A 23,319-nucleotide genomic window follows, 5' to 3' on the forward strand; every position below is an offset into this window, starting at 1 on the left:
GATTTTGGGGAAAGGGGCTAGGGACTAGGGGCTAGGGGCTAGGGGAAGAGGGAAGAGGGAGAGGGAGAAATTTTGACTTTTGACTTTTGACTTTTGACTTCCCCACTTCCCCACTAGGGACGATTTTTCGGTGGCTCATGTTTTCCGAACGCGGCGATAAACAGGCAGGCAATACCTATGTTAATAAAGGTATCTGCCACGTTAAATACCGGAAAACGAATGAGGCGAAAATCCAGAAAATCGACGACGTAGTTTAATAAAAAGCGATCGATGCCGTTGCCCAAAGCGCCCCCCAAAATAAAGCCGTAGCCCAGCTGATCCCAACCTGGAAGCTTTGGCCCAAACAACGCCAGTGCGATTAAGATGATACTTACCCCCAAGGATAGCCAACGTAACCAACTGCCGTCCTGGCTGAACAAACTAAACGCCGCACCTGGATTTCTTACGTAGGTAAAATGAAAGACTCCCTTCCACAAGGGCCAAGTTTCATTGAGGTCGAAATTTTGTACTACCCAGCTTTTGGTCAACTGGTCTAATACCAAACTGACAAGGGCAGCCGCCCAAAAAAACCGGTTTTTAGTCAATTGGTTCATTGTTTATTTCTCAGTGTTCAATAATTGTTTTGTTCGTTGCTATGAACCATAACCATGAACCGCGAACAACTTACTAAAGATTAGTAAAACATCAAGCGTCGCAAGATAAATGCCAATATCGTAACCTCACAAACAACAGCAAGCTGTCCTGGCAGCGCGTAGAACGACAATTTTTGAGCGGCTGGCAATAAAGCAAGGGTACTGGTGCTTCCCCAGTTCAAATAATGGCTCAAAACCAGATAGCTAAGACCGAAAAAATGAACTGTTAGCAAACCACAGATACAACTAAGCGCGAGAAATTCCAGTTTGGGCGGCATCTTAAAAGCTAAAAAGCCACACAGCCAAGCACCCGGAACAAAGCCTAACAGATATCCAAAGCTGGGTTGTTCAATATATTTGATGCCACCACCCTGAGTAAAGACCGGTAGGAAAGTTAAGCCTAATGCCAAATAAGCAATTTGGGAGAGGGCACCAGCATTCTTGCCGCCAAGACAGCCTACCAGCAGCACAGCTCCTATTTGATAGGTAACGCCCAGGGAGTAAGTTTGAATCGCCAGCCCACCTTCATGCCAGGTGGGAAAGGTGATAGAAGCGTTTAGAAAAGTGCCGCCGATCGTCAGCAGCAACCCAATAAAGGCCCACAGCAGTTCAGTTGCAGAAAACATAGGCATAGGGGATAGGGGATAGGGCGTCGGGGATAGAGCGTCGGGGAGAGTATGGGAACGGAGGAAGGGGAGAGCGGGAGAACGGGGCAGCGAGAGAAGAAATATTTTTACCTCTTCCCTCTTCCTCTCCCTCTTCCTCTCCCTCTCCCTCTTCCTCTTCCTCTTCCCCGACGCCCCAGCCCCTATCCCCTATCCCCTAATTGGGAACGGGTGCTTCGCCGCCTACAAGTCCCAAGGCTTCTAGCATGGCGCGGTCTTGCTCTGGGGGTTGACCCATTGTAGTGAGGTAGTGCCCGATCAGCATGGCGTTGATGCCAGATTTTAGTCCCAGAGCTTGCAGTTCGCCCATGATGGCTTCTCGTCCTCCAGCGTAGCGGAGAATTTGCTTGGGCAAAATCAGCCGAAAGATGGCGATCGCTTTCAACGCTTCGTAAGGATCTAGTTTGGGACGTTCCGCCAATGGTGTCCCCACTCTGGGATTGAGCAGGTTAAGGGGTACGGATTCAACTTCTAACTCTCGCAAAGCCAAGGCTAAATCTACCCGATCCGACCAGCTTTCGCCCATACCTAAAATACCGCCCGTACAAGCTTGGATTCCGGCAGCTTTGAGATTTTTGATTGTTTCGACGCGATCGCGCCAAGTATGAGTTGTCGCGATCTGCGGAAAGTAATTTTCTGAGGTTTCCAAGTTGTGGTTATAGCGAGTAACGCCTGCTTCTTTTAATGCTTGCGCTTGTTCTGGCGTCACTTCTCCCAAGGCGCAGCACGGTTTAACGTTTGTTTCGGCGATAATTAGCCGCACCGTTTCCAGAATTCGTGCAAATTCTGACGATTTGGGACTGTTATACTTGAGGCCGCGTCCCTGACTCACCAAACAAAATCTTTTTGCCCCTGCGGCTTCGGCTGCTTTGGCTTGGTCGAGAATTTCCTCAGTGGATTTTAAACCGTAAACTGGGGAACCAGTACCGGGATGGTGAACTGACTGGGAGCAAAAGCCGCAGTTTTCCGAGCAATTGCCAGATTTGACGTTGATGATGCTGCACAAATCTACGGTGTTACCGCAGCAAGCTTGTCGCACTTTATCGGCTGCTTCGCATAGTAGGAGTATATTTTCTTGCCCCTCTATTTTCGTGAGTGCGATCGCCTCTTCTCTGCCAAGCTGCTCTCCTGCTATTATCCGATCGCTCAGGTTGTCCAGCCACTCGTGCCAAGACTTCTGGGACTCGCTAGTAAAATTGGCTTCGATCCGATCGATATAAGTTGACACCTATGCTTAAACCTCGTTCTGCTTTTCGATCGCGTTTGCTTAATCCTATGAATTTTATCACTTCTTTGCTATAATGTTATATTGCTCAAATTCACTTTCACAGACAACAGGAGTTGCTTTCCAGTTCGATGACCTGTAAAATTAACTTCCCACAGAGATTTTTCAATACCCCCTGTCAGCTTTTTTTATTTGTACTCAGTAATTTTACTCTTGCAAATAATATATAGGAATTATAATATTTTTATTGACAAAAATTTTATCAACGAATACAAAACACTCATTAGAAATATTTATTAAAATTTTATTCAAAAAAACATTAAAAATTTCTTGAATTAACAAGCTAGATTTACGCTAATATCATAACGGATTGTAAGCTATTTAGTATAATCTAAAACTAGGTTGCGATCGGGTTGATTAATTTGGTAATAACTTTATTTTAACCTTCTCTTAAACCATTGTTTTACGTTAAACGGTAGTTTCGGTACAGCTATCTGTTAAGTAACTTGAAGAAATACCATGTTCTCTCAAAACACACGTTTGGCATCCGTGGCATCTATACTTGCTCTGGCGTTGGCTGTAACCTCTTGCAGTAGCAATGGAGGAAACCAGGCTTCTTCTCCCTCTCCTACAGGAGCGGCCAACACACCAGGGGGTGGCGATACAGCTGTCAACACTACTAACACCAGCAACACAACAACCTCCAATCTGTCCGGCAATGTAACGGTAGATGGTTCCAGCACGGTATTTCCGATCTCCGAGGCGATGGCAGAAGAATTTCAAAAAGCCAATCCAGGTGTAAAAGTCACTGTGGGTAAATCAGGGACCGGTGGAGGCTTTAAAAAGTTCTGTAACGGAGAAACCGATATCTCCAACGCTTCTCGCCCAATCAAACCAGAAGAAGTAGATTTGTGCAAGAAAGGTAACGTTGAGTACGTCGAACTTCCGGTAGCATATGACGGACTCTCCGTGGTCGTAAACCCCCAAAACACCTTTGCACAGTGCCTGAAAGTCGATGAACTCAAAAAAATGTGGGAACCGACAGCACAGGCCAAAGTTACTACCTGGAATCAAATTCGCCCCAGTTTCCCCAACGAAAGAATAGGTTTGTATGGGCCTGGTACGGATTCGGGCACCTATGACTTCTTTACCAAAGCGATTGTAGGTGAGGAAGGTAAAAGCCGAGGCGACTACACTGCCAGCGAAGATGACAATACTTTGGTACAGGGCGTTAGCGCGGATAAAGGCGGAATTGCTTTCTTTGGCTATGCCTATTACGCAGAAAACAAAGATAAGTTAAAGCTAGTTGCGATCGATGGAGGTAAAGGTTGCGTTGAACCCAGCGAAGCAACTATCAACGATGGCACATATCAGCCGCTAGCTCGCCCAGAGTTTATCTACGTCAAGAAAACTGCGGCGTCTCGCCCAGAAGTAAAAGCTTTTGTCGAATATATGCTCGCTCCCGCCAACAAAAAGTTGATTTCGGAAGTCGGCTACGTTCCTCTTCCAGATGAGTTGCTCACAGAAGTTCAGGCACGCTTCCAAGCGGGCAAGGTAGGTTCAATATTTGAGGGTAAAGGCTCTCAAGTCGGTTTGACCTTAAAAGACTTACTCAAGCAAGAGAAGTAGTTTAGATCTGATTAATCAAGGCAAGAGAGAGAGGGAAAAGGGAAAAGGGAGAGGGAAGAGTGAAGAGGGAAAAAGGAAAAGGGAAAAGAATAATTCTTCTGCTCCCCCGCTCTCCCGCTCTTCCGCTCCGCCGCTCCCCCGCTCCCCTAACACCTAACCCCTAGTTCCTAGCCCAATAACCAATGACTACAAACCCGTCATCTACCGAGCAGATAAATCGCGATTTGTTTCGTCCCAATCGCCAGTTAAACAAGTGGGTAGAGTTAGTAGTAAAAACCATTTTTGCTTTATTTGCGCTTGTTTCTGTGGCAACAACGATTGGGATTGTCCTGACTCTGATTTTTGAAACATTTGCATTTTTCAGTGAAATACCGATATGGCGATTTCTGACAGATACACAATGGACACCGAGGTTCTTCAATCCTCAATACGGTATTTTTGTACTGATCAGCGCTACGTTGCTTACCAGCACGATCGCGATCTCTGTGGCTTTGCCTGTAGGCTTGTTATCTGCGATTTGTTTGAGTGAATACGCACCTGCTAAAATACGTCGCTGGCTCAAACCAGCCTTAGAAATTCTGGCCGGAGTACCCACAGTAGTGTTCGGTTACTTTGCGTTGCTGTTGGTAACGCCTTTTCTGCAAAAAATTATCCCAGGCTTGCAGGGTTTCAACGCCTTGAGCGCCGGACTGGTATTGGGAGTATCGATAATCCCCTTAGTCGCTTCCCTGAGCGAAGATGCGATATATGCCGTCCCGCGCAGCCTCAGAGAAGGAGCTTACGCTTTGGGAGCGACCAAACGAGAGACGATCGTCGGGGTAGTGCTACCATCGGCGTTATCCGGTATTGTCGCTTCATTTGTTTTGGCAATCTCCCGCGCAGTGGGAGAAACGATGATTGTAGCGATCGCAGCTGGTCAAAACCCAACTCTGGGTCTTAATCCCTTTGTGCCCGTAATGACTATGACAGCTTACATCGTACAAGCTAGTCTAGGCGATACACCAGCTGGCTCGCTCGCTTACAGAACTTTGTTTGCCGTCGGTATGACTTTGTTTTTAATCACCTTGGCCTTGAATATATTCAGCTTTTGGTTTGTTCGCCGATTTCGGGAGAAATACGAGTAATGACTATGCAAGAACCGAAATCCTTTGCCAGCAGCGATTCGTCAGAGAATGGGCTATTTAAAGTGGCTCTGCCCACTCGCTATAACTTTGATAGAATTTTTGTCATAGCCACTTGGGCAGCTACTTTGTTTGGTCTGGTAGTATTGGCAGTTTTATCGATCGATGTACTTGTTGATGGACTGCCGCGCTTGAATTGGTCTTTCCTTATCAGTTATCCGTCTCGTCGCCCATCTATTGCTGGTATATTGTCACCACTAATAGGCAGCATATGGCTATTAGTCGTGACAGCTTTAATTGCTTTTCCTTTAGGGGTTGGCGCAGCGATCTTCTTGGAAGAATATTCCACCGACAACTGGTTTACTAGACTGATCGAAATAAATATTGCTAACCTAGCAGCAGTGCCTTCCATTATTTACGGCTTGCTAGGATTGCAGGTATTTGTGCGGTGGATGTTGCCAATTACAGCTGGACGCAGTATCCTGAGCGGCGCTCTTACTCTTACTTTGTTGATTTTGCCGATTATTATTGTTGCCTCTCGCGAAGCTTTAAGAACTGTACCGAGCAGCTTGCGCCAAGCCGGATACGCCTTGGGTGCAACGCGCTGGCAAGTAATTAGGGAACACGTTTTTCCGTTGGCTTTGCCCGGTATCCTCACAGGAACTATTTTGGCTTTATCGCGAGCAATAGGTGAAACTGCTCCTTTAATTGTGATTGGGGCTTTGACCTTTATTACTTTTTTACCTCCCATTTCGCCAAAAGGTTTGCAAAGCCCATTTACAGCACTGCCAATTCAGATTTTCGATTGGGTATCCCGTCCTCAAGCGGCATTTCACAATAATGCGGCGGCAGGTATTATTGTTCTCATGCTTTTACTGTTGCTGATGAATGCAACGGCAATTTTATTGAGAAACAAGTTCCAGCAAAGTAGATAGCCGAAATTGCACTCCTAGAGTGAAGAGTCAATGTTGTGGAAACAGAACAGACTTAGGCGCACAGTTTAAACATTAACAACCTATCAATTTATGAGATCAGAGCCGATAAGACAGCAAAATTCATCTCCGAAAAACCAGTATAATACTGGAGCTAATGCTACAAAAGAAGCGATTCTACGAGCAGAAAATGTCTCCGTTTTCTACGGCTCGTATTTGGCAGTTCGCGACGTTACCATAGATATCGCTAAAAACCAAATCACAGCTTTTATTGGCCCTTCTGGTTGTGGAAAAAGTACCCTGTTGAGGTGTTTTAATCGTTTGAACGATTTAATTCCGGGGGCGCGAGTAGAGGGAGAAATTAAGTTTCAAGGAGAAAATCTCTACGATCGGCAATTCGCGCAAAGAATAGAGGAAGTACGTCGTCGTATAGGGATGGTATTTCAAAAACCCAACCCTTTCTCGAAATCAATTTACGAGAATGTGGCTTTTGGTGCGAGGATCAATGGCTACAGGGGCGATATGGATGAGTTGGTAGAACGATCGCTCCGAGGTGCGGCTCTGTGGGATGAAGTGAAAGACAAGCTCAAACAAAGCGGTTTATCTCTGTCTGGCGGACAGCAGCAGCGTTTGTGTATTGCGCGGGCGATCGCAGTGCAACCCGATGTTATTTTGATGGATGAACCCTGTTCTGCTCTAGACCCGATTTCTACCCTGCGGATCGAAGACTTGCTGCACGAACTCAAAGAGCAATACACCATCATCATCGTTACCCACAATATGCAGCAGGCTTCGCGGGTGTCCGATATGACCGCGTTCTTCAATGTCCAGCCTACCGAAAAAGGCGGACGCATGGGTTATATGGTGGAGTTCGATCGCACCGAGGTGATTTTCCAAAGTCCGAAAGAAGAATCTACCCGCGAGTACGTCAGCGGACGCTTTGGTTGATTCCAAGACGGTCAAGTGCGACTCTTCAAAAGAGAGCTCAAGGCTTTACGGACTCCGTAAATACAAAACTCATATGCAAGAAGATCCGGATTTACCCAAGCATTGAGTAACTTTAGGATGATCCCCGCAGTACCGATCCAGGATACGATGGAGCATGGATTTGTCTCTGCTGTGGAAAATTTACCTAACTGCTTATGAAGCGCTATTTGACCCGTCTGCTTGCCCTAGTTTTGGTTGTGACGATCGGCTTGATCGGCTGTGCCACCCCCACAGGCATAACTGGGGATTATCGTCAAGATACCTTGGCTCTGGTGCAAACTTTGAGAACTGCGATTGAATTGCCAGATGATTCACCAGAGAAAGCGGCGGTTCAGGCAGAAGCACGTCAAAGAATCAATGACTTTGCGGCTCGTTATCGGCGCGATAGTTCTCTCACCGCTCTCCGCTCTTTCACTACAATGCGAACAGCATTGAACAATATAGCCGGACATTACAGTTCTTATCCAAATCGTCCTCTTCCTGAGAAGTTGAAGCAGCGTTTGGAACAAGAATTAACCCAGGTGGAAAATGCTCTGAGACAAGGAGTCTGATCGATAAAAAACTTAAATTGAGTAGGGTGCGTCAGAGCGATAAAATTTAATGATTATCGGCAAAATTATCAGATCTGACGCACCCTACAGCCAGAAAAATCCCGCGAGTTTAATAACTAGCGATTTGTGTGAATTGGCACGCTCTAGTCGGCGATTTCGGCGAATTCGCGACCCAGCGAGCCATTACCCGTATCGTTAATTGAGGCTTGAAACAGTCCGTTTAATAACGAAGCCGGTCTTTGTTGGTAAGGCCAAGCAAAAGCATGGCGAAAAGCGGCATCTTGACAAGCCTGCAATTCTTCAAAACCGATGATGTCGTAAGTCAGCAAGTTTTCGTACTCGAATGGCAGACGCACGTTATGCAAACCAGCGTTATCCGTGCAGATGGCGATATCCACACCAGCGTCAAAACAGCGATCGAATACTAACTTGAGTTGGCGGATATCTTCGAGCGTACCGGTTTTGAGGTATGTGGTCGGACAAACTTCCAGACACTGACCGTTAGCAGCTAATTCACTTAGCAATTCGGGATACTGTAAAGGGATCTGAATGCCGTGTCCGATCCGCATCAGATAGGGGATAAGTTCTGGATAGCAACCAGATTGAGTTTCGTAGACGTGGCCTGTGGTCTTGAGGTCGAGCGATCGCGCCAAGGCGTACAGTTCTACAAATTCATCCAGCCGCTCTGCATAATGGGCATCCCCTCCAGCCAAGTCTACAGCACAAACATACCCTTTGCTCTGTGCAGCCAGCTCGACGATCGCCCGGTTCACCTCATAGGGAAGGCGGGAGTGCATACAGAGAATTTGGCTGGTAATAATTGGATATTCTTTCGTCTGGGTAGCTTTCCCGACAATCTCAACAATTTCAGCCATTTGGTCAATTCGTTCCGACTGACTGAGTTGGGGAGATGTCCGCAGATAGGGAGTGTAACGGATCTCCAAATAGGCAAGATTCTCAAAAATATACGCACCCCGAATCAGTCGGGAAATAAAATAGGGTAGTGTCTGAGTAGTTTGAACGCCTTCTACTAAAGTATGCAGCTCCAAATACTCATCGAGCGTATTGCGCGGTTTTGTATAAAAATCCTCAAACGAGGCATACTCAGGGAAGCGATCGGCCAAATTGGCGTCGCTGCGTTGGAAGTAGCGCCAAAGAATACGAGGTACAACAGAACCGCCGAGGTGGCGGTGCAGTTCAGCATATAGAGCCACAAAAACCCCTCTGGTTGATATAGATGAAATAGGAGTACAGTTATTATTTCCATTATTAACAAATCTTTTTATAAGAGTTGGTAGTTACGCGAACACCGATGGGCTTCCCAGTCAAGCAAGTATGACCTAAACTTTTGTGAAGGTAACTTTGTTGACCTATAGCCCAGCGGCTCTTGATGCCTAGTGGCAAGCAGTGGTGCAGCAACCAGTCCTTAGGGGCTAATTATTTGTCAGTATCGTTTGTTTTTTTTCTTTCTGGTTGATGCCATGTTGAAAGCTCTCATAGCTGTTAAGCGAGATGCCAGTCGTTTCTATCGCAGCCTTTTAGTCAGTGTGTTAACTGGTGGTCTGGTGAGTCAGTGCATCTGGAATAAACCAACTCATGCACAAGTAATGGTGCCTTGCCAGTTATCGGCAGATCTGATTCAACAAAAAGAAAACCTCCGGCTGGCGGCTCTTAAAGGCGATCGAGAAGCGCAGAACCGCTACCAAGCCCTGATAGCCAAACAGGCAAGGCAATTGCAAGAATGCCGCAGCCAAAATTGGCCGCGCAACCAAGCTATTTGGCTGCGCCTGTATCCCTGCGATATCCGCCCAGGTTCGGTGGGTATGCTGCTCGATCGCCTTGTCAATAAAGGTTACAACGAAGTTTATGTGGAAGTCTTTTACGATAGTCTGGTGCTACTGCCCCAGGCCGATAATCCCACATCTTGGAGTTCTGTAATACAAGTACCCGGAGCGGAAAAGGTAGATCTGTTAGCGGAAATTATTGAGAAAGGGCGCAAGCGAGGGCTCAAAGTTTATGCTTGGGTATTTACAATCAATTTCGGATATGCTTACGCGACTCGGCCCGATCGCCAAGCTGTTTTAGCTCGTAATGGCAGGGGTCAAACCAGTTTGGATGTAACCAACGATGCGGGTATCGACACCGATCTAACAAAAGGCGATGCCAGTAAAGCTTTTGTCGATCCCTACAGCCCCCAAGCGCGACAAGACTATGAAAGGTTGATTGAGGCGATCGTCAAACGCAAACCGGACGGAATTTTGTTTGATTATGTTCGCTATCCCAGAGGGACGGGGGATGCTTCGGTCGTTACCAAGGTGCAAGACTTGTGGATTTATGGTGAATCTGCCCAGCAAGTATTCTTGCAACGGGCAATCAACCGCAAAGGGCTGGATCTGATGCGGCGATTTTTAACTAAGGGATTCGTTAGCGCCCAAGATGTTGCCCAGGTTGACGAAATTTATCCAGAGGAAGAAGAACCGCTTTGGCAGGGACGCAATCCCGACCAAACAAAGAGCGTACTGCCAGCAGGGCAACGTCAACCTTTCCTACAATGGGATTTATGGCAGCTGAGTGTAGCCCACGCCGCTCAAGGTATTGTCGATTTTTTGACGGCAGCAATGCAACCGGCGCAGCGCGTCGGCATCCCGACTGGGGCGGTGTTTTTCCCTGGGGGCAACCAAGCTGTCGGTCAGGGGGGATATGACTCGCGGGTACAACCTTGGGATAAGTTCCCCAGAACGATGGAATGGCATCCTATGCTTTATGCAAATTGCAACGACACTAGCTGTATTTTGAACGAGCTGCAACGGGTAGTAAGTCTCGCTCCTCTCGGTACGGATATTAGACCGGCGTTGGCTGGTGATTGGGGAAGGGCTGTGAGCAATCGTCCGTCTCTGGAGGTGCAAATGCAGGCTATTCGTCAATATACACCGCAAATTCAGACGGTGAGCCATTTTGCTTATTCTTGGCAGGACCCGGAGAGCGATCGCGAAAGGAAGTTTTGTAAGTTGCGGTAGTTTAATGAAGGAGATGAAGGAGATGAGAGAGATAAGGGAAAAATTTGCCCATCTTCTTCACCTTCCCCGATCTTAATACTTTTCGTTTGAGAATAAACCCGGACGTTGTGACAACTTTAGCTCATGGATTAGCCGTTTACTGCTGTCTAAAGGTCATCAAACCGCGACTTCCATTAACTCTGTAAAATATTTGCAGTTGGTTGTTATTAGTGATGCGATACCTTTGGGCACTTTGGAGAGCAGCCAGATACTCAGATTCTTGACGCATAATATCGGGGGAACACGCTTTACGGGTGGTAGCGGGACTATTTACTGTTAGGTTATTACCGTTTGTTTGATAGCTGGCATTGTAGTTGTTGCAGCTAGCTAAACCGCTCATAGTGTTGTTCGTGAATTGTGCTGTAATGCGTGTATTTCTCAAAGGAGAACTGCGTGCATTTGCAGTTCCCCAAGAAACTAGCGTCCAAGATGTACCATTCAAGCTGCGCTGCATAATTTTACCGTTGAAAACGGCAGAATTTTCTGTAGGATTTGAGGCGGCGATCGCTAATTTTGCCCCTTCACTTCTATAAGCTATTGGCAGACATAAAAAACAGGCAGATAACAGTATAAGTGTGATTTTATATTGATGTTTTCTAATCATCTCTATGCTTGTGATTTTAGAGTACTACCTCTCATTTTAACCACTCTATTGTAAAGAAAATTAAATTTTTTTGGAAGAAATTCTAAACTTTTATGTTGGCCATTAAATAGGCAGTTACACTTATCTTAACATCTCAAATATATCGCACGCTAGCAATCAGCCAAAAGGAATAATTATTATGACATTCAGAATTCTAAGTTTGGATGGCGGTGGAATGCGTGGAGTCATCTCTGCACGCATACTCAAAGAAGTTGAAAGCCAACTTCAGGAACGTAAAGGCTTAGCTTTACACGAATATTTTGATATGATTGCCGGAACTTCGACAGGCTCGATTTTAACAGCAGGTATTGGTACTAAAAATACAAGCGATCGCCTCATCCAACTCTATCAAGACAAAGCCGGAACAATATTTCCATATCAACAAACAAACCTCAAAGAGTATTTGCCAGAATCTTTACACTCCTGGGTATTTCCACTAGAGGTAGTGCAACAATTAATCAATACATTTGCACCTGCCAAATATTCGCACGCTGGACTGATTAGCTCTTTACAAGACGTTTTAGGAGAAGTCGAAATCGGTAAAATTGAAGACAATATTATTTTAATTCTTGCTTACGATACACTTTACAGGAATACTACGTTTTTTACCAATTGTCATCCCGATATTGGAGATAGGTGGTATGACGATACTCCCCTATGGGAAATCTGCGTTTGCTCCTCCTCTGCTCCCACTTTCTTTCCAGCTTATGAGTTAAAACCGCGCAACAAAGAAAAATATGGAGATAAGTGGTCTTTCCCTCACATCGATGGTGGAGTAGGTGCAAACAATCCTTCTCTGGCTGCCTTAAGTCTAGTACTCAGAATCAATCAAGCGCTCAAAAACAGCCAAGAACAAGGAAAACCTCTACCAAAAGAACTACCTCCAAAAATGAAGGAGAAGCTGGAAAATGTCAAATTTGAAGATATTTCTATACTTTCGATCGGCACTGGTAGGACTGGAGAACCTTATCGATATGAAGAAGTAAAAAACTGGAAAACATTGAACTGGGCGCAACATATTGTTGATGTGTTTATGGAGCCAACATCGGAGGTGGATACCACAATTTGCCAACAAATTATGGGTGGATTTAACTCAAAACGTTACTTGCGCCTTCAGTTTGATTTGAATGAAAGATTTAAAGCTAAAGATCCAAATAACGAGAGTTATAAAGATGTTCGCGAAATAGTTCCAGAGAAAGACCGAAAAAACCGGTTTACAGGTAAGAAAATTAGTGAAGCGATCGATGATTCCAGAAAGCAGATTATCAACGATTTACTCGCAACAGCAACAGAATTTATAGAGCAAGGTCTTACGTCTTATGCGAGAGTAGGAGGTGATTCCCAGCCGGTGAAAAAAGCGATCGCATCTTTCATTGATTCTAACTAGCTTATTTGTGGAAACTCATCTGCGCTTAATTGTTACTCTTGCGGAAGTTACATTCAGCTTTGGTGCGTCAGAGGGATAAAATTAGCGATTTATGCTAAAATGGTGCTATCTGACGCACTTTACAGCTACAGATTTAGCGTTAAAGCTGTTTTAACAATTGAGTACAGGCGCGATCCATCGCACCTGTACCTTTAGCACTCAACTAGGCTGGCTAGCTAGGCTGATTAGATGCTGCGGCGGCTGACTCTTGTTTCTGCGCCTCAGCATTTTTATCATTCATTGCTTGCAATTGGTTCAAGTGAATGTTATTGACTTGAACGATAAAGTTTTCGATCGCCTTTTGCGCTTTGAGAGGCAATTCGGTTTCTTCCGCCGTATCGTAGTAACTATATAACGGACTTACACCCAAGATAAATTTCTCCTGTTCGGCTTCCAACAATTCCACCGTAGTGTTAGCAGCCAACCAATTCTTTTGAAAAGGAAACGAGGTAACGATACTAGCCACGATAGCTGCGATCGCCGGACAAATTACGGGTAGCCACTTCAGCCAAGTTACACCAGCTTCCAATTTGTCTACTAACACCAAAATCGGTGTAATTCCAGATAAAACCACCGTGGCAAGTTGCGAAATATAATAAATATTTCGACAGTTAGTTCTCGTCCTTTTATAATCATCAACCAACTCCTGACAATACTCTAAAGCACTTTCTCTTGCTGTGTTTATCGAAGCATTTTCGATCAGTTGCGAATTTCCCACCAGCGCATTGTATAGTTCGGCTTTTCTGCTGATTTTCTGCCGAAGTGATGCCCCATTAAATGTTTTCGAGAGGCTCAAATTAGCTAAAAACATAAAAACCGAAACCGATGCCAAAACAGCCAAGTAGATTTTGGCCATTTGCACCTCTGGTAAAATAAATGTAACGATTCCTGCACCAACCGCTCCTGCTAGCACCAAGTACTCGAATACCTTCAGCGTTAACAAGAGAATTTGATTTGGTGACTTAGGATTTTCTGCTACGTTAATCTGAGGCAAATTTGTCATTTGTGCTGCATCAGTCATTATTTTTGACTCCAGTGGATTACCTTACCACTATATTGCTTAGCATAAAATTGGTTTCGTCACAAGTCTATTTAATTTTTATTTTATTTTGCTATGATAATATATTTATAGTTGAGCGGGAAGTAAGAAATGTAAAAAAATATAAAATGGCATAATTACAGGTTTTGCTAATTAATAAATCTGCTTATTCTCCCTTGTCGATCGAAATGATCGGATGACAATTTATTGGTGAAATTCAGCCAAAAACCAAGCACCAAACTGCGATCGATCTGCGCTACGAATGCGCCCCACCAAATCCTAATTCATAAACCGGGTTTATTTGATGATTATTTATTCATCCTTCTATTTTTTCAATCCCCTACTTGCCTACCTTCCAAAACAGCTACTAAAATATTGACTAATGGATGATCGTAAACGAATTTCACTCATTTTTGTTGACTCGCAATATATTCTGCTTCCAATCTTTCATACTCAGCTTTTTCTGTTGCTAAATATCCTTCTATTTCTTCTGTGTTAGCGTGATAATATGCTAATGCTGCATGAACCTGAGCTAAATTGATGAAGCCATATTCTTGTACAATTTCTGTTGGTGTTAGTCCTTGTTTGGATAAAACAGCCATTTGTTCAACAGAAATTCTGGTTCCCGCGATTCTGGGACAATTTCCGCAAGTTTCAGGTGTGCGGATAATGAGAGTGCCGATGTCAATAGTTGTTGTCATATTTCCTGGTTTTGGATAAGTTTTGTACTGTAAATAAATTATTCAATTTTGTACGTCTGACGCTTCCTAATATAATAGGTAATTGCCGAAACAATTACCTATTACCTACTACCAATTACCCAACTACAAAGTTAACTAAATTTCGACCGGGAACAACGATCGCTTTTTTAATTTCCTTACCCTCAAGGTAACGTTGGGCAGCTTCCGACTCGCGGGCGTACTTTTCCAAAGTATCCTTATCCGAAGTATTCGCTACTTCAATTGTGCCGCGAGTTTTGCCATTAATTTGAATTACCAAGGTAATTTCATCGGCAACTAACGCCGCAGGATCGTATTTTGGCCAACTTGCTTTATGGACAGATTCAGTATTACCAATCATCTGCCACAATTCCTCGGCAATGTGCGGCGCAAACGGCGCTAACATCAAAATCAAAGTGTGAATCCCTTCTGTATAAATTGCCGAATTTTTACTATCGGTATCCGTGAGGGCGTTACTCAATTTCATCAATTCAGAAATTGCCGTATTGAATTGATAGTCGCTTCCTAAATCATCCGTAACTTCCTTAATTGCCGTATGAATGGCGCGACGCAAATCCTTCTCAGTTTTGGATTTTGGATTTTCGAGTTTGGATTTATCCAACTTAGCTGATGATTGATTGCTGGCAAAATCAGTTATCAAACGCCAAACACGGTTTAAGAAGCGAAACTGTCCTTCTACATCCGCCTCATCCCATTCCAAATCTTTCTCCGGTGGCGCTTTGAACAAGATAAACATTCTGGCAGTATCCGCACCGTATTTATTAATTACTTGTTCTGGTGCAACGCCATTGTATTTAGATTTGGACATGGTTTGGTAAGATATTTCCAACGGTTCTCCAGTTTCCGGGTCTTTCGGATCGTTGGGATTTACCAAATTAGAAGGAATATATTTGGCATTACCGGATTTTTTCGGATTGGTGTAAGTTAATCCTTGCACCATACCTTGAGTTAATAAACGTTGGAAAGGTTCGTCAAAATTGAGCAAACCTCTGTCTCGCAACACCTTAGTAAAGAAACGAGAATATAATAAGTGTAGGATTGCGTGTTCGATGCCACCGACATATTGATCGACAGGCATCCAACCATTTGTTTTCGCAGAATCGAACACTTTCCCATCATTTTGGGCATCGCAAAAACGCAAGTAATACCACGATGAATCGATAAACGTATCCATAGTATCGGTTTCTCTTTTCGCAGGCGTACCGCAACTAGGACAAGGTACGTTTACCCAACTTTCTAATTGTGCCAAAGGCGAAGCACCGCGACCGCTTAATTCTACATCTTCTGGCAATTGTACGGGTAAATCTTGTTCGGGAACTGGTACTATTCCGCAATTCGGACAGTGGATAACTGGAATTGGCGCACCCCAATATCTTTGGCGGGAAATTAACCAATCTCGGAGGCGATATTGCACTCGCGCTTTTCCGAAACCTTTTTGTTCGGCATAGTCGATAATTGCCTGTTTTCCTTCGGTGGAATTCTTGCCATTGAACTCACCGGAATTAACCATAATTCCGGGGTCTGTATACGCTTCCTTCAGTTCGTAGTGAGGACTTAAGTCCTCATTCCCAGGCGGAACAATTACTACTTTAATGGGCAAATTTTGTTCGTTGGCAAATTTGAAATCCCGCGTATCATGTGCGGGTACGCCCATTACCGCACCCGTGCCATACTCGTATAAGACGTAATCGGCAATCCAAATCGGAATTTCTTCACCAGTAAAGGGATTAATTGCTTTACCGCCAGTAGGGATACCGCGTTTTGGTTTATCTTCGGCGGTACGTTCCAATTCGCTTTGATTGGCAACTTCTTTAATGAAAGTTTCGACTGCTTCTTGACGTTCTGATGTAGTAACTTTTGGTGTTAATGGATGTTCCGGCGCGAGTACCACGTAAGTAACACCATAAACGGTATCGGGACGAGTGGTAAACACTCCTATTTTTTCTTCCATTCCGACAATTGGAAATTCCAAATAAGCGCCGACAGATTTACCAATCCAGTTCGCCTGCATTAACTTTACTCTTTCCGGCCAACCTGTCAACTTATCTAAATCTTGGAGTAATTCTTCGGCGTAGTCGGTGATTTTGAGGAACCATTGACGCAAGTTTTTCTTCTCAACTATTGCGCCGGAACGCCAAGAACGACCTTCGCTATCGACTTGTTCGTTTGCTAATACTGTTTGGTCGATGGGGTCCCAGTTAACTTTAGCTTCTTTTTGATATGCTAATCCGGCTTGGAAAAATTGCAAGAAAATCCACTGCGTCCATTTGTAATAGTCGGGGGAACAGGTGGCGAGTTCGCAATTCCAATCGTAGGATAAACCCAAACGCTTTAATTCCGATCGCATTTGCGCGATATTGTTATAAGTCCACTTCGCCGGATGGGTTTGGTTTTTGATGGCGGCGTTTTCTGCTGGGAGTCCAAACGCATCCCATCCCATCGGATGCAATACCCGATCGCCTTGCATTCGGTGTACTCGTGCGATCGCATCCGTGATAGTATAGTTGCGGACATGGCCCATGTGCAGGTTGCCCGATGGATAGGGAAACATCGACAGGGCGTAGAATTTGGGCTTGTCTGTCTCGGTAGGCGTTTGGTCTATGCCTCGTTCTGCCCAAGTCTTTTGCCACTTTTCCTCTATTGCCGTTGGATTATATCGGGATTCCACAATCTAGAACTCCTGCTGGGTCACAAATCAACTACATTTTCCCATTGTGGCACGAATGGGAATGGGGAGTGGGTAGTGGGTAGTGGGGATATCCTGATATTGTAAGTTTATCGCTTTGTTCAAGAAGGAGGAAAAAATCGCACATAAGTTTTCGGGTCAGAGAGTTTCTGACATTCTTAAAGCTAAAAAAGGTAGTATTAAACAAGCCGAACTACCAGAAGGTTCTCCCAGTTGGGAAGAATTTAGCGAAATGATTTGGGAGGAAATTGAAAGGGGTGTACAGGAAAATCTTCCTGGTTTCAAGGTTGTTCGGAAATTATTAAGCGATCGGAGATTTGATAAATGAACAATCCTATCTTTGAAAAATTACTTAAACTCTTAAACAAATTGGAACAAGAAAAAGTCAGCTACACTTTAGCACATCATCGAGATGAAGCAATTATGGTGACAGTGGCTGTACCTGGAGAAAGATGGGAAGTTGAATTTTTGAATGATGGATCGGTAGAAGTAGAAAAGTTTGTTAGTAATGGGGAAATTGGGGGAGAAGAAGCACTGGGAGAATTATTTTCTCGCTATTCGGAACAGCATGATTTACATCTGGTAAATAATTAGATTTAAATGGTGTTTACATACGTGAAAATCACGCTCGCTATATCGGTAGTGCTTTACAAGAGGAAATTGCCAGTGCTGAGTAAAGTCTTTATAGATACTTGCTGCTTACAATTCTTCTTCAATTATTTTAAAATATTCGTTTGCAATTCGTCTCTAGTTTATTCTTGAGATATAATAGAAACTACTTCTCGAAAGTCTTCTATGAGTATCAGTCTTACTTCCGAACAAGAACGCTTTATTCAAACGAAGTTGCAAGTTGGGAAATATCGATCGGCCCAAGAAATCCTAGAAATTGCCTTGCGATTGTTGGATGAATACGATCGCGCAGATAACGCCTGGGTAGAGGATGTGCGAGAAAAAATTGACGCTGCGATCGAAGTTTCCGATCGAACGCCACCTATTGACGGCGAAACTTTTGTTAGCGAAGTTCTAGAACGATTCCAGCAAGCACGTCAGACACAAAAATGAGTCGCTATTTTATGGTTTCTAGAAGAAAAATCTAGCATTTGAAGTCAAAATATTTATTAAAGAATTGGTTCCTGATGCTTCTGAGTTAGATCCTTGGTTCCATTTATTCAGCATATCTTCAGCAAACAGGCGTATTTTTTCATCAGAATCATTTTCTGCTCTATCACGCAATAAAGGTAGAGTTTGGGGATTGTTAGGATAATTCAAGATAATTGCTTCCAGTGCTAAGTAACGAGGATTTAATTGTGAGCTTTTATCCTGATTGTTACTACCCTCATATCGATCATTTACAACACAATCGTAGAATACTTCAAAAATTTCAGCATTATCTTTCCAAATTTCACATAATTTATATATTGAAATCCATCTAATGCTCGGATCTTTATCGGACTGAGCTAACTTTTTGATAATAGGCAAAGTATCAGGATCATCCTTATAGCTATTCGCTAGGTCTTGAATTAAGGAAACTCGTGTATTGCTGTGCGTATCAAAAAAGATACAATTTTTTAGTATAGGTAAAGTATCAGGATCGTCTTTCCAATTATGCACTAAATCTTGAATTGCGCTTAGTCTTACTGCTGGACTTATATCGGTCTTAGCAGAAGCTTTTAATATAGATAAAGTTTCTGGGTCGTTCTCTGCCATCCACGCTAAAACTGTTAGTGCTTGAGAACGCACGGCTCCATGTTTATCATTACGAATACAATTTTTAATAACTGATAATATTTCATTGTTTCCCTGCCACCCTGATGTTAAACATTGTAATGCTTCACGTCTGACATCTATTCGTTTATCAAACTGAATAATATTTTTTAGCCATTCTAATGTTTCTGGGTGATCTCTCCAATAAATAGCGATTATTGAAATGATTTTAGTCATTTCTTCGTGACAAATAACCCATTCCGATCTATCTAGATGTAGATTTTTTATAGGCAAATTATTTATTATTTCATTTTCATCTATTACTTCTAAAGCAATAATGTCTTTCATTTTATTTAACAACTTTTCTGATGTGGCGGAAAGTGTATTTTGATTTCTCACTTCACCCAAGCAATCAAACGCCAAAAATAAGTTTAGATGCTTTTTGCTATTACCATTTTGTTGAATTAAATAATCAATCAATTCCCCAGCAAACTTCTCTCCCAACATTCCCACAATTAGCCGCAAAACTTCATGCCAACGCTCATCTTCCCAGTGTTTGCCAAATACCTCATTTTTCAAATAATCCAAATCGATTTTTCTATCTTTCTCAAATTGCCAGACAAACTCCCAAGCGCAGAAATATTCCAAAAAAGTGCGATGCACGAAAGCATAGTAATCTGCACCAACAGAACATAAAATAAAATTACGTACCCGCAATTGCTCGATGGTTAATCTGGCAACTGTTCTGGCATCGGGGATTTCAATAGACTTCAAATAATTATACAAAATTCTCTCTAAATCTTCCCCTGCAATCAAGTTACCAGCTAAACCTTTTTCATTCGCCTGCATATAGTAAGCAACCTGACGCAGCATTGCCTGCTTATCTTTGTAATCGATATTTTCTAACTTGAAATTACTCTTTAAAGTTCGTTCAAAATCCCAATGATGCAGCAATAACCGCGATGATTGATTGTACAGTTCCGGTCTATCTCTTGGCAATTCTTGATTGCGGTTCAAAATCGCCATCATCGTCAGCAAGAGGGGATTTCCTGCTAGTTCTCGAATCGCGGAAGATTCCCGAATTGCTTTTTTCAAGCGTTCCCGTTTTTTGACTTTATCGCCTTCATCATTATAAGTGCGATCGTGCCAACGTTGAATAAAATCTTCGATTTGTTCCGGCTCTAAATCTTGCAGCATGAAATGGCGAAATTCCGCATCTCGCAGCTTTTGCGCTTTGTACCCGATAACGCGAGAAGTCACGATTACCCGCACTTTTGGATAGTCGTTAGTAAAGCGATGGATATCGGTAATTACTTCTTCTCTTCTAGCAGAATCAAATATTTCATCCAATCCATCAAACATGACAACTGCATCACCAGCTTTTAATTTTTCATTTAATTGATGTTGGGGTAAATGACAAACTACGCCGCTACCAGCATGGAAAAATTCCAAAAAATCTTTACAGTTTCTATCTTCGCGGTTGAGACTATAGGCGCGTAACTCAATCAACAAAGGTATCGGCTGCAAAGGCAATTCATTCGGCGGTAATTCTGCCCAATTTAAACTAATCCATTGCAACAAACTAGATTTACCCGCACCTGGGTCGCCCAAAATTACCAGATATTTGTAATTGCGATCATCGAGAATTTCTGAGATCGATCGAATTCGCTCTTGCTGATAACTTTGTTGCCACCTTTCTAACTCTTCCGGCGAAAATTCTCGCTCTAATTCACCCCTTTCTTGCAACCGTTTTTGATATTCTTTCGGAATCTCATAAACTTTCGGCAAAAACTCTTGACATTCCCGCACGTTTTGCGGTATAAACATTTGCCATAACTTCAATTGGTTATAAGCATAGCCGTCGCGATCGATACTATCTAACTTCAAATTACCGTATCGTTCCCGAATTCCTTCCTGATATTTCCGCAAATCGAAATCGGGAGTAATTACCCGCGTATTTTCGGCAATTTCTGCTAGAGTTTGAGCTTTGAAAATTTCCCGCAAATCATCGGATTCTTGAATAATTGCTTTCGCTTTCTTCAAATACCGTTTCCCCAACTTTTCCCAATCAAATTCTGACGGCAAAGGCGGTAAATTAAGCTGCTTCCACTTTTCAGCTAACGTCTTAGTATCTAAAATATGGCATTCGTATTGAAAAGCATTACCTAAAGTTTCGGCAACCGCTTCATCTTTAATAAATTGTTTTAACGGTTTGATATATTCTTTTAACTTTTCTTCATCAAAATCAGCATCTTCCAATTCTTGCTGTACCAATTGCAAAAACTCTTTTAATGCTTTTCCCGCCGCAATATCTAGCGGTTCTTTGCTGGGAAGCTGAATTACCTTATTTAAGCAACCTTTAAAAATATCTTTCGCCCAATCTTTGGTTGCTTCCTTCGCCAAATCTTCCAAAATCGGCTTAAACGCAAATCCTACCGCCTGCGTCACACCCCAAGCAACTAACCAGTCAATCATATCGCTATACCCAAGATTCGATCGCGTCTCGTAAAACTCAACCGTAGCACTAGGAACTTTATTTAGTATAAACCGCAGATAAATACAGATAAATACAGATAGCGCAAATACATCTGTGTTCATCTGTGGTTTTTTCTTCTTTGCATCCCCTTGCGGGGAATAGTTTTTCTAAACCAAGCACTTAGCTAATTTTGCTTTGAGCCTGATTCAGACCTTAAAAATCTGAAAAGGCTCATTTTTGTTGCTTATAAAGTTTCCATCCCCTTGCGGGGAATCTCGATTTTAACACCCTTTTGCTTCCCATCAAAGAAAATATGAAAGGGTTCTTTTTTTTTGCTAATAAAGCCTGTACAACCATGAAAAACTTTCAACTCTGTTAGTTTCAAACGCTTAGCTGATAAGCTATCTGAAGTGGTCAACGAATCTATTTACTTTTTTAGGTTCGGACAGCCCCTTCATATTTTCATAAAAATAGTATACCGGAAACGCTAAACTTGTCAACTTAAGAAATGTTAATATTTTCAAGTCAGAAAATTTTATCCAGTATCGTTTTTAATTTCTTGAAGTAACCAATGTAGTTGTAAGCTATCTAGAGCGATCGACAAATCTACTTACTTTCCCAGGTTCGCACAACCCCTTCATACTTTCGTAATAATACAATACTGGAAGCGCCTAAAGTTTTGAATTTAAAAAATGTTAAAAGTTTTCGTATACGGCACGCTCAAACCGGGGGAATCGAACTATCAGCGATACTGTGCTGGTAAAGTAGTGCAAGAGGAAAGATCGATCGCCTACGGTGAGCTTTTTCACTTACCTGCTTTTGGTTATCCCGCTATGACGACGGGGTACACCCGAGTCCAAGGTTATGTGCTTACCTTTGCCGATGCGGATGTTCTCCACAAGCTTGACCAACTGGAAGATTACGACCCGCAACGGCTACCGGAGGAGAATCTTTACGATCGCAAACAAATCGAGACCTATAATTTAGACGGGCGATCGCAAGGTATTGCCTGGGCCTATTTCATGACCAGCGAGCGAGTGGAAGGTTTGGGAGGTATCTTCATCCCATCAGGCTGGTGGTTTTCCTCAAAATATTTTTGAGTTTATCTACCCGGATTGTAATAGGAGCTATGTTCGATCGTGTTTATGGGTGCTGCCACCGACGCTTTGGGAATTTCCACCACAGGTTGATTTAAAGCCAGCATCAAAGGTTCCGAAGCTACAGGCATTTCCGGAGATTGCGCCAGTTGCGGCGAGAAAGAATTGCCACCTCCGAACACGCCTGAAACTGCGGCAATCAACCCCGCCGCGATCGCACTACCACCCCACAACAGCACCTGCTTTTGGCGACGGCGACTCAAGCGCAAGAACACTTGAGTTATCGTTTCTTCCACAGGTTGCTCGCACGCTGGCACAGGCATTGTCCGCATCCCTTTGCGTAGCGTCATCAGTCTGGCATACAAACACTGCACTTGGGGGTCTTCTGCCAGCCATGCTTCTACCTGTCGGCGTTCTTGTACGCTCACCTCCCCATCCAAGTAGGCACTCAGCAACTCAAATCGATCGCGCTTTTGAGTATCGAGCGCACCCAAATTACCCGCAGGCGAATTCCCTGCGGAATTCGGTTTTGAAAAATTACGGGATTCAAAGTCAGTATTCATACCAATGCTTGAATGCGTAGATTATTGATAATCAATTTGAGCGTCCCTAGCGGGAATCTTTTTCCAGGCGAGTGTGAAATTGCAATCTTTTGTATACTTGGTGTTTTTTTACACACTAAGCTAATTGCAAATTTTTGTCCGCTCACC

The 23,319-nt window shown here is 43.4% G+C and carries 21 protein-coding genes; 11 read left to right on the plus strand and 10 right to left on the minus strand.

The window, feature by feature from the left end; translation table 11 throughout:
- Positions 1-113: 113 nt before the first annotated feature.
- From lspA to bioB, 3 genes are all read right to left on the minus strand, one after another.
- Complete coding sequence (gene lspA / locus H6G03_RS06815) at positions 114-593, minus strand: signal peptidase II (RefSeq protein WP_190463366.1); 480 nt, start codon at positions 591-593, stop codon at positions 114-116.
- Positions 594-673: 80 nt separating this feature from the next.
- Positions 674-1,258, minus strand: a complete 585-nt coding sequence (locus H6G03_RS06820; protein WP_190463368.1) for a biotin transporter BioY — start codon at positions 1,256-1,258, stop codon at positions 674-676.
- Positions 1,259-1,454: 196 nt separating this feature from the next.
- Positions 1,455-2,513 carry a biotin synthase BioB gene (gene bioB, locus H6G03_RS06825; RefSeq protein ID WP_407650727.1) on the minus strand — a complete coding sequence of 353 codons (1,059 nt, stop codon included), beginning with the start codon at positions 2,511-2,513 and terminating at the stop codon, positions 1,455-1,457.
- A gap of 528 nt (positions 2,514-3,041) precedes the next feature.
- Here bioB and H6G03_RS06830 point away from each other — a divergent pair.
- The 5 genes from H6G03_RS06830 (at position 3,042) to psb27 (ending at position 7,742) form a co-directional block, all read left to right on the plus strand.
- Positions 3,042-4,151, plus strand: coding sequence for a PstS family phosphate ABC transporter substrate-binding protein (locus H6G03_RS06830; RefSeq protein WP_190463372.1), 1,110 nt, complete (start codon positions 3,042-3,044; stop codon positions 4,149-4,151).
- 182 nt (positions 4,152-4,333) lie between these two features.
- A complete protein-coding gene (gene pstC / locus H6G03_RS06835; protein ID WP_190463373.1) occupies positions 4,334-5,275 on the plus strand; it encodes a phosphate ABC transporter permease subunit PstC in 942 nt (313 codons plus the stop codon).
- Entirely contained in the window at positions 5,275-6,207 is a 933-nt protein-coding gene (pstA, locus tag H6G03_RS06840; protein ID WP_190463375.1) for a phosphate ABC transporter permease PstA, read from the plus strand. The genes pstC and pstA overlap by 1 nt, the downstream gene beginning before the upstream one ends.
- Before the next feature lie 90 nt (positions 6,208-6,297).
- Positions 6,298-7,152, plus strand: coding sequence for a phosphate ABC transporter ATP-binding protein PstB (pstB, locus tag H6G03_RS06845; protein ID WP_190463377.1), 855 nt, complete (start codon positions 6,298-6,300; stop codon positions 7,150-7,152).
- 194 nt (positions 7,153-7,346) lie between these two features.
- Entirely contained in the window at positions 7,347-7,742 is a 396-nt protein-coding gene (gene psb27, locus H6G03_RS06850) for a photosystem II protein Psb27 (protein ID WP_190463379.1), read from the plus strand.
- Between the two features lie 143 nt (positions 7,743-7,885).
- Here psb27 and H6G03_RS06855 read toward each other — a convergent pair whose 3' ends face one another.
- Positions 7,886-8,956, minus strand: a complete 1,071-nt coding sequence (locus tag H6G03_RS06855; RefSeq protein ID WP_190463381.1) for an amidohydrolase family protein — start codon at positions 8,954-8,956, stop codon at positions 7,886-7,888.
- Between the two features lie 267 nt (positions 8,957-9,223).
- On the opposite strand from H6G03_RS06855, the gene H6G03_RS06860 reads away from it, so the two are divergent.
- Positions 9,224-10,759, plus strand: coding sequence for a family 10 glycosylhydrolase (locus H6G03_RS06860; RefSeq protein ID WP_190463383.1), 1,536 nt, complete (start codon positions 9,224-9,226; stop codon positions 10,757-10,759).
- A gap of 136 nt (positions 10,760-10,895) precedes the next feature.
- Here the strand turns inward: H6G03_RS06860 and H6G03_RS06865 are convergent, their stop codons facing one another.
- Complete coding sequence (locus H6G03_RS06865; protein WP_190463385.1) at positions 10,896-11,402, minus strand: META domain-containing protein; 507 nt, start codon at positions 11,400-11,402, stop codon at positions 10,896-10,898.
- A gap of 178 nt (positions 11,403-11,580) precedes the next feature.
- Here H6G03_RS06865 and H6G03_RS06870 point away from each other — a divergent pair, with 178 nt between their 5' ends.
- Entirely contained in the window at positions 11,581-12,828 is a 1,248-nt protein-coding gene (locus H6G03_RS06870) for a patatin-like phospholipase family protein (RefSeq protein WP_190463387.1), read from the plus strand.
- Positions 12,829-13,039: 211 nt separating this feature from the next.
- Here the strand turns inward: H6G03_RS06870 and H6G03_RS06875 are convergent, their stop codons facing one another.
- The 3 genes from H6G03_RS06875 to leuS form a co-directional block, all read right to left on the minus strand.
- Complete coding sequence (locus tag H6G03_RS06875) at positions 13,040-13,888, minus strand: DUF4231 domain-containing protein (protein ID WP_190463389.1); 849 nt, start codon at positions 13,886-13,888, stop codon at positions 13,040-13,042.
- A 425-nt stretch (positions 13,889-14,313) separates the two neighbouring features.
- Complete coding sequence (locus tag H6G03_RS06880; RefSeq protein ID WP_190463391.1) at positions 14,314-14,607, minus strand: DUF433 domain-containing protein; 294 nt, start codon at positions 14,605-14,607, stop codon at positions 14,314-14,316.
- 115 nt (positions 14,608-14,722) lie between these two features.
- Complete coding sequence (gene leuS / locus H6G03_RS06885) at positions 14,723-17,314, minus strand: leucine--tRNA ligase (protein WP_190463393.1); 2,592 nt, start codon at positions 17,312-17,314, stop codon at positions 14,723-14,725.
- A 115-nt stretch (positions 17,315-17,429) separates the two neighbouring features.
- On the opposite strand from leuS, the gene H6G03_RS06890 reads away from it, so the two are divergent.
- The 3 genes from H6G03_RS06890 to H6G03_RS06900 all read left to right on the plus strand — a co-directional run bounded on the left by H6G03_RS06890 (position 17,430) and on the right by H6G03_RS06900 (position 18,394).
- Entirely contained in the window at positions 17,430-17,660 is a 231-nt protein-coding gene (locus tag H6G03_RS06890; protein WP_190463395.1) for a hypothetical protein, read from the plus strand.
- Positions 17,657-17,926: a hypothetical protein gene (locus H6G03_RS06895; protein WP_190463397.1), complete on the plus strand. Its 270-nt coding sequence runs from the start codon at positions 17,657-17,659 to the stop codon at positions 17,924-17,926. The genes H6G03_RS06890 and H6G03_RS06895 overlap by 4 nt, the downstream gene beginning before the upstream one ends.
- Positions 17,927-18,127: 201 nt before the next feature.
- Positions 18,128-18,394 (plus strand): ribbon-helix-helix domain-containing protein, encoded by a 267-nt coding sequence (locus tag H6G03_RS06900; protein ID WP_190463399.1) that lies wholly within the window; start codon positions 18,128-18,130, stop codon positions 18,392-18,394.
- An 18-nt stretch (positions 18,395-18,412) separates the two neighbouring features.
- Here the strand turns inward: H6G03_RS06900 and H6G03_RS06905 are convergent, their stop codons facing one another.
- On the minus strand, positions 18,413-21,634 hold the full coding sequence (locus H6G03_RS06905) for a HEAT repeat domain-containing protein (protein ID WP_242060334.1): 3,222 nt from the start codon (positions 21,632-21,634) through the stop codon (positions 18,413-18,415).
- A 570-nt stretch (positions 21,635-22,204) separates the two neighbouring features.
- Here H6G03_RS06905 and H6G03_RS06910 point away from each other — a divergent pair.
- A complete protein-coding gene (locus H6G03_RS06910; protein ID WP_190463401.1) occupies positions 22,205-22,612 on the plus strand; it encodes a gamma-glutamylcyclotransferase family protein in 408 nt (135 codons plus the stop codon).
- A gap of 2 nt (positions 22,613-22,614) precedes the next feature.
- Here the strand turns inward: H6G03_RS06910 and H6G03_RS06915 are convergent, their stop codons facing one another.
- Positions 22,615-23,172 carry an anti-sigma factor family protein gene (locus H6G03_RS06915; protein ID WP_190463404.1) on the minus strand — a complete coding sequence of 186 codons (558 nt, stop codon included), beginning with the start codon at positions 23,170-23,172 and terminating at the stop codon, positions 22,615-22,617.
- Between the last annotated feature and the right edge of the window lie 147 nt (positions 23,173-23,319).

This window comes from Aerosakkonema funiforme FACHB-1375 (assembly GCF_014696265.1).
Classification (GTDB): Bacteria; Cyanobacteriota; Cyanobacteriia; order Cyanobacteriales; family Aerosakkonemataceae; genus Aerosakkonema; species Aerosakkonema funiforme_A.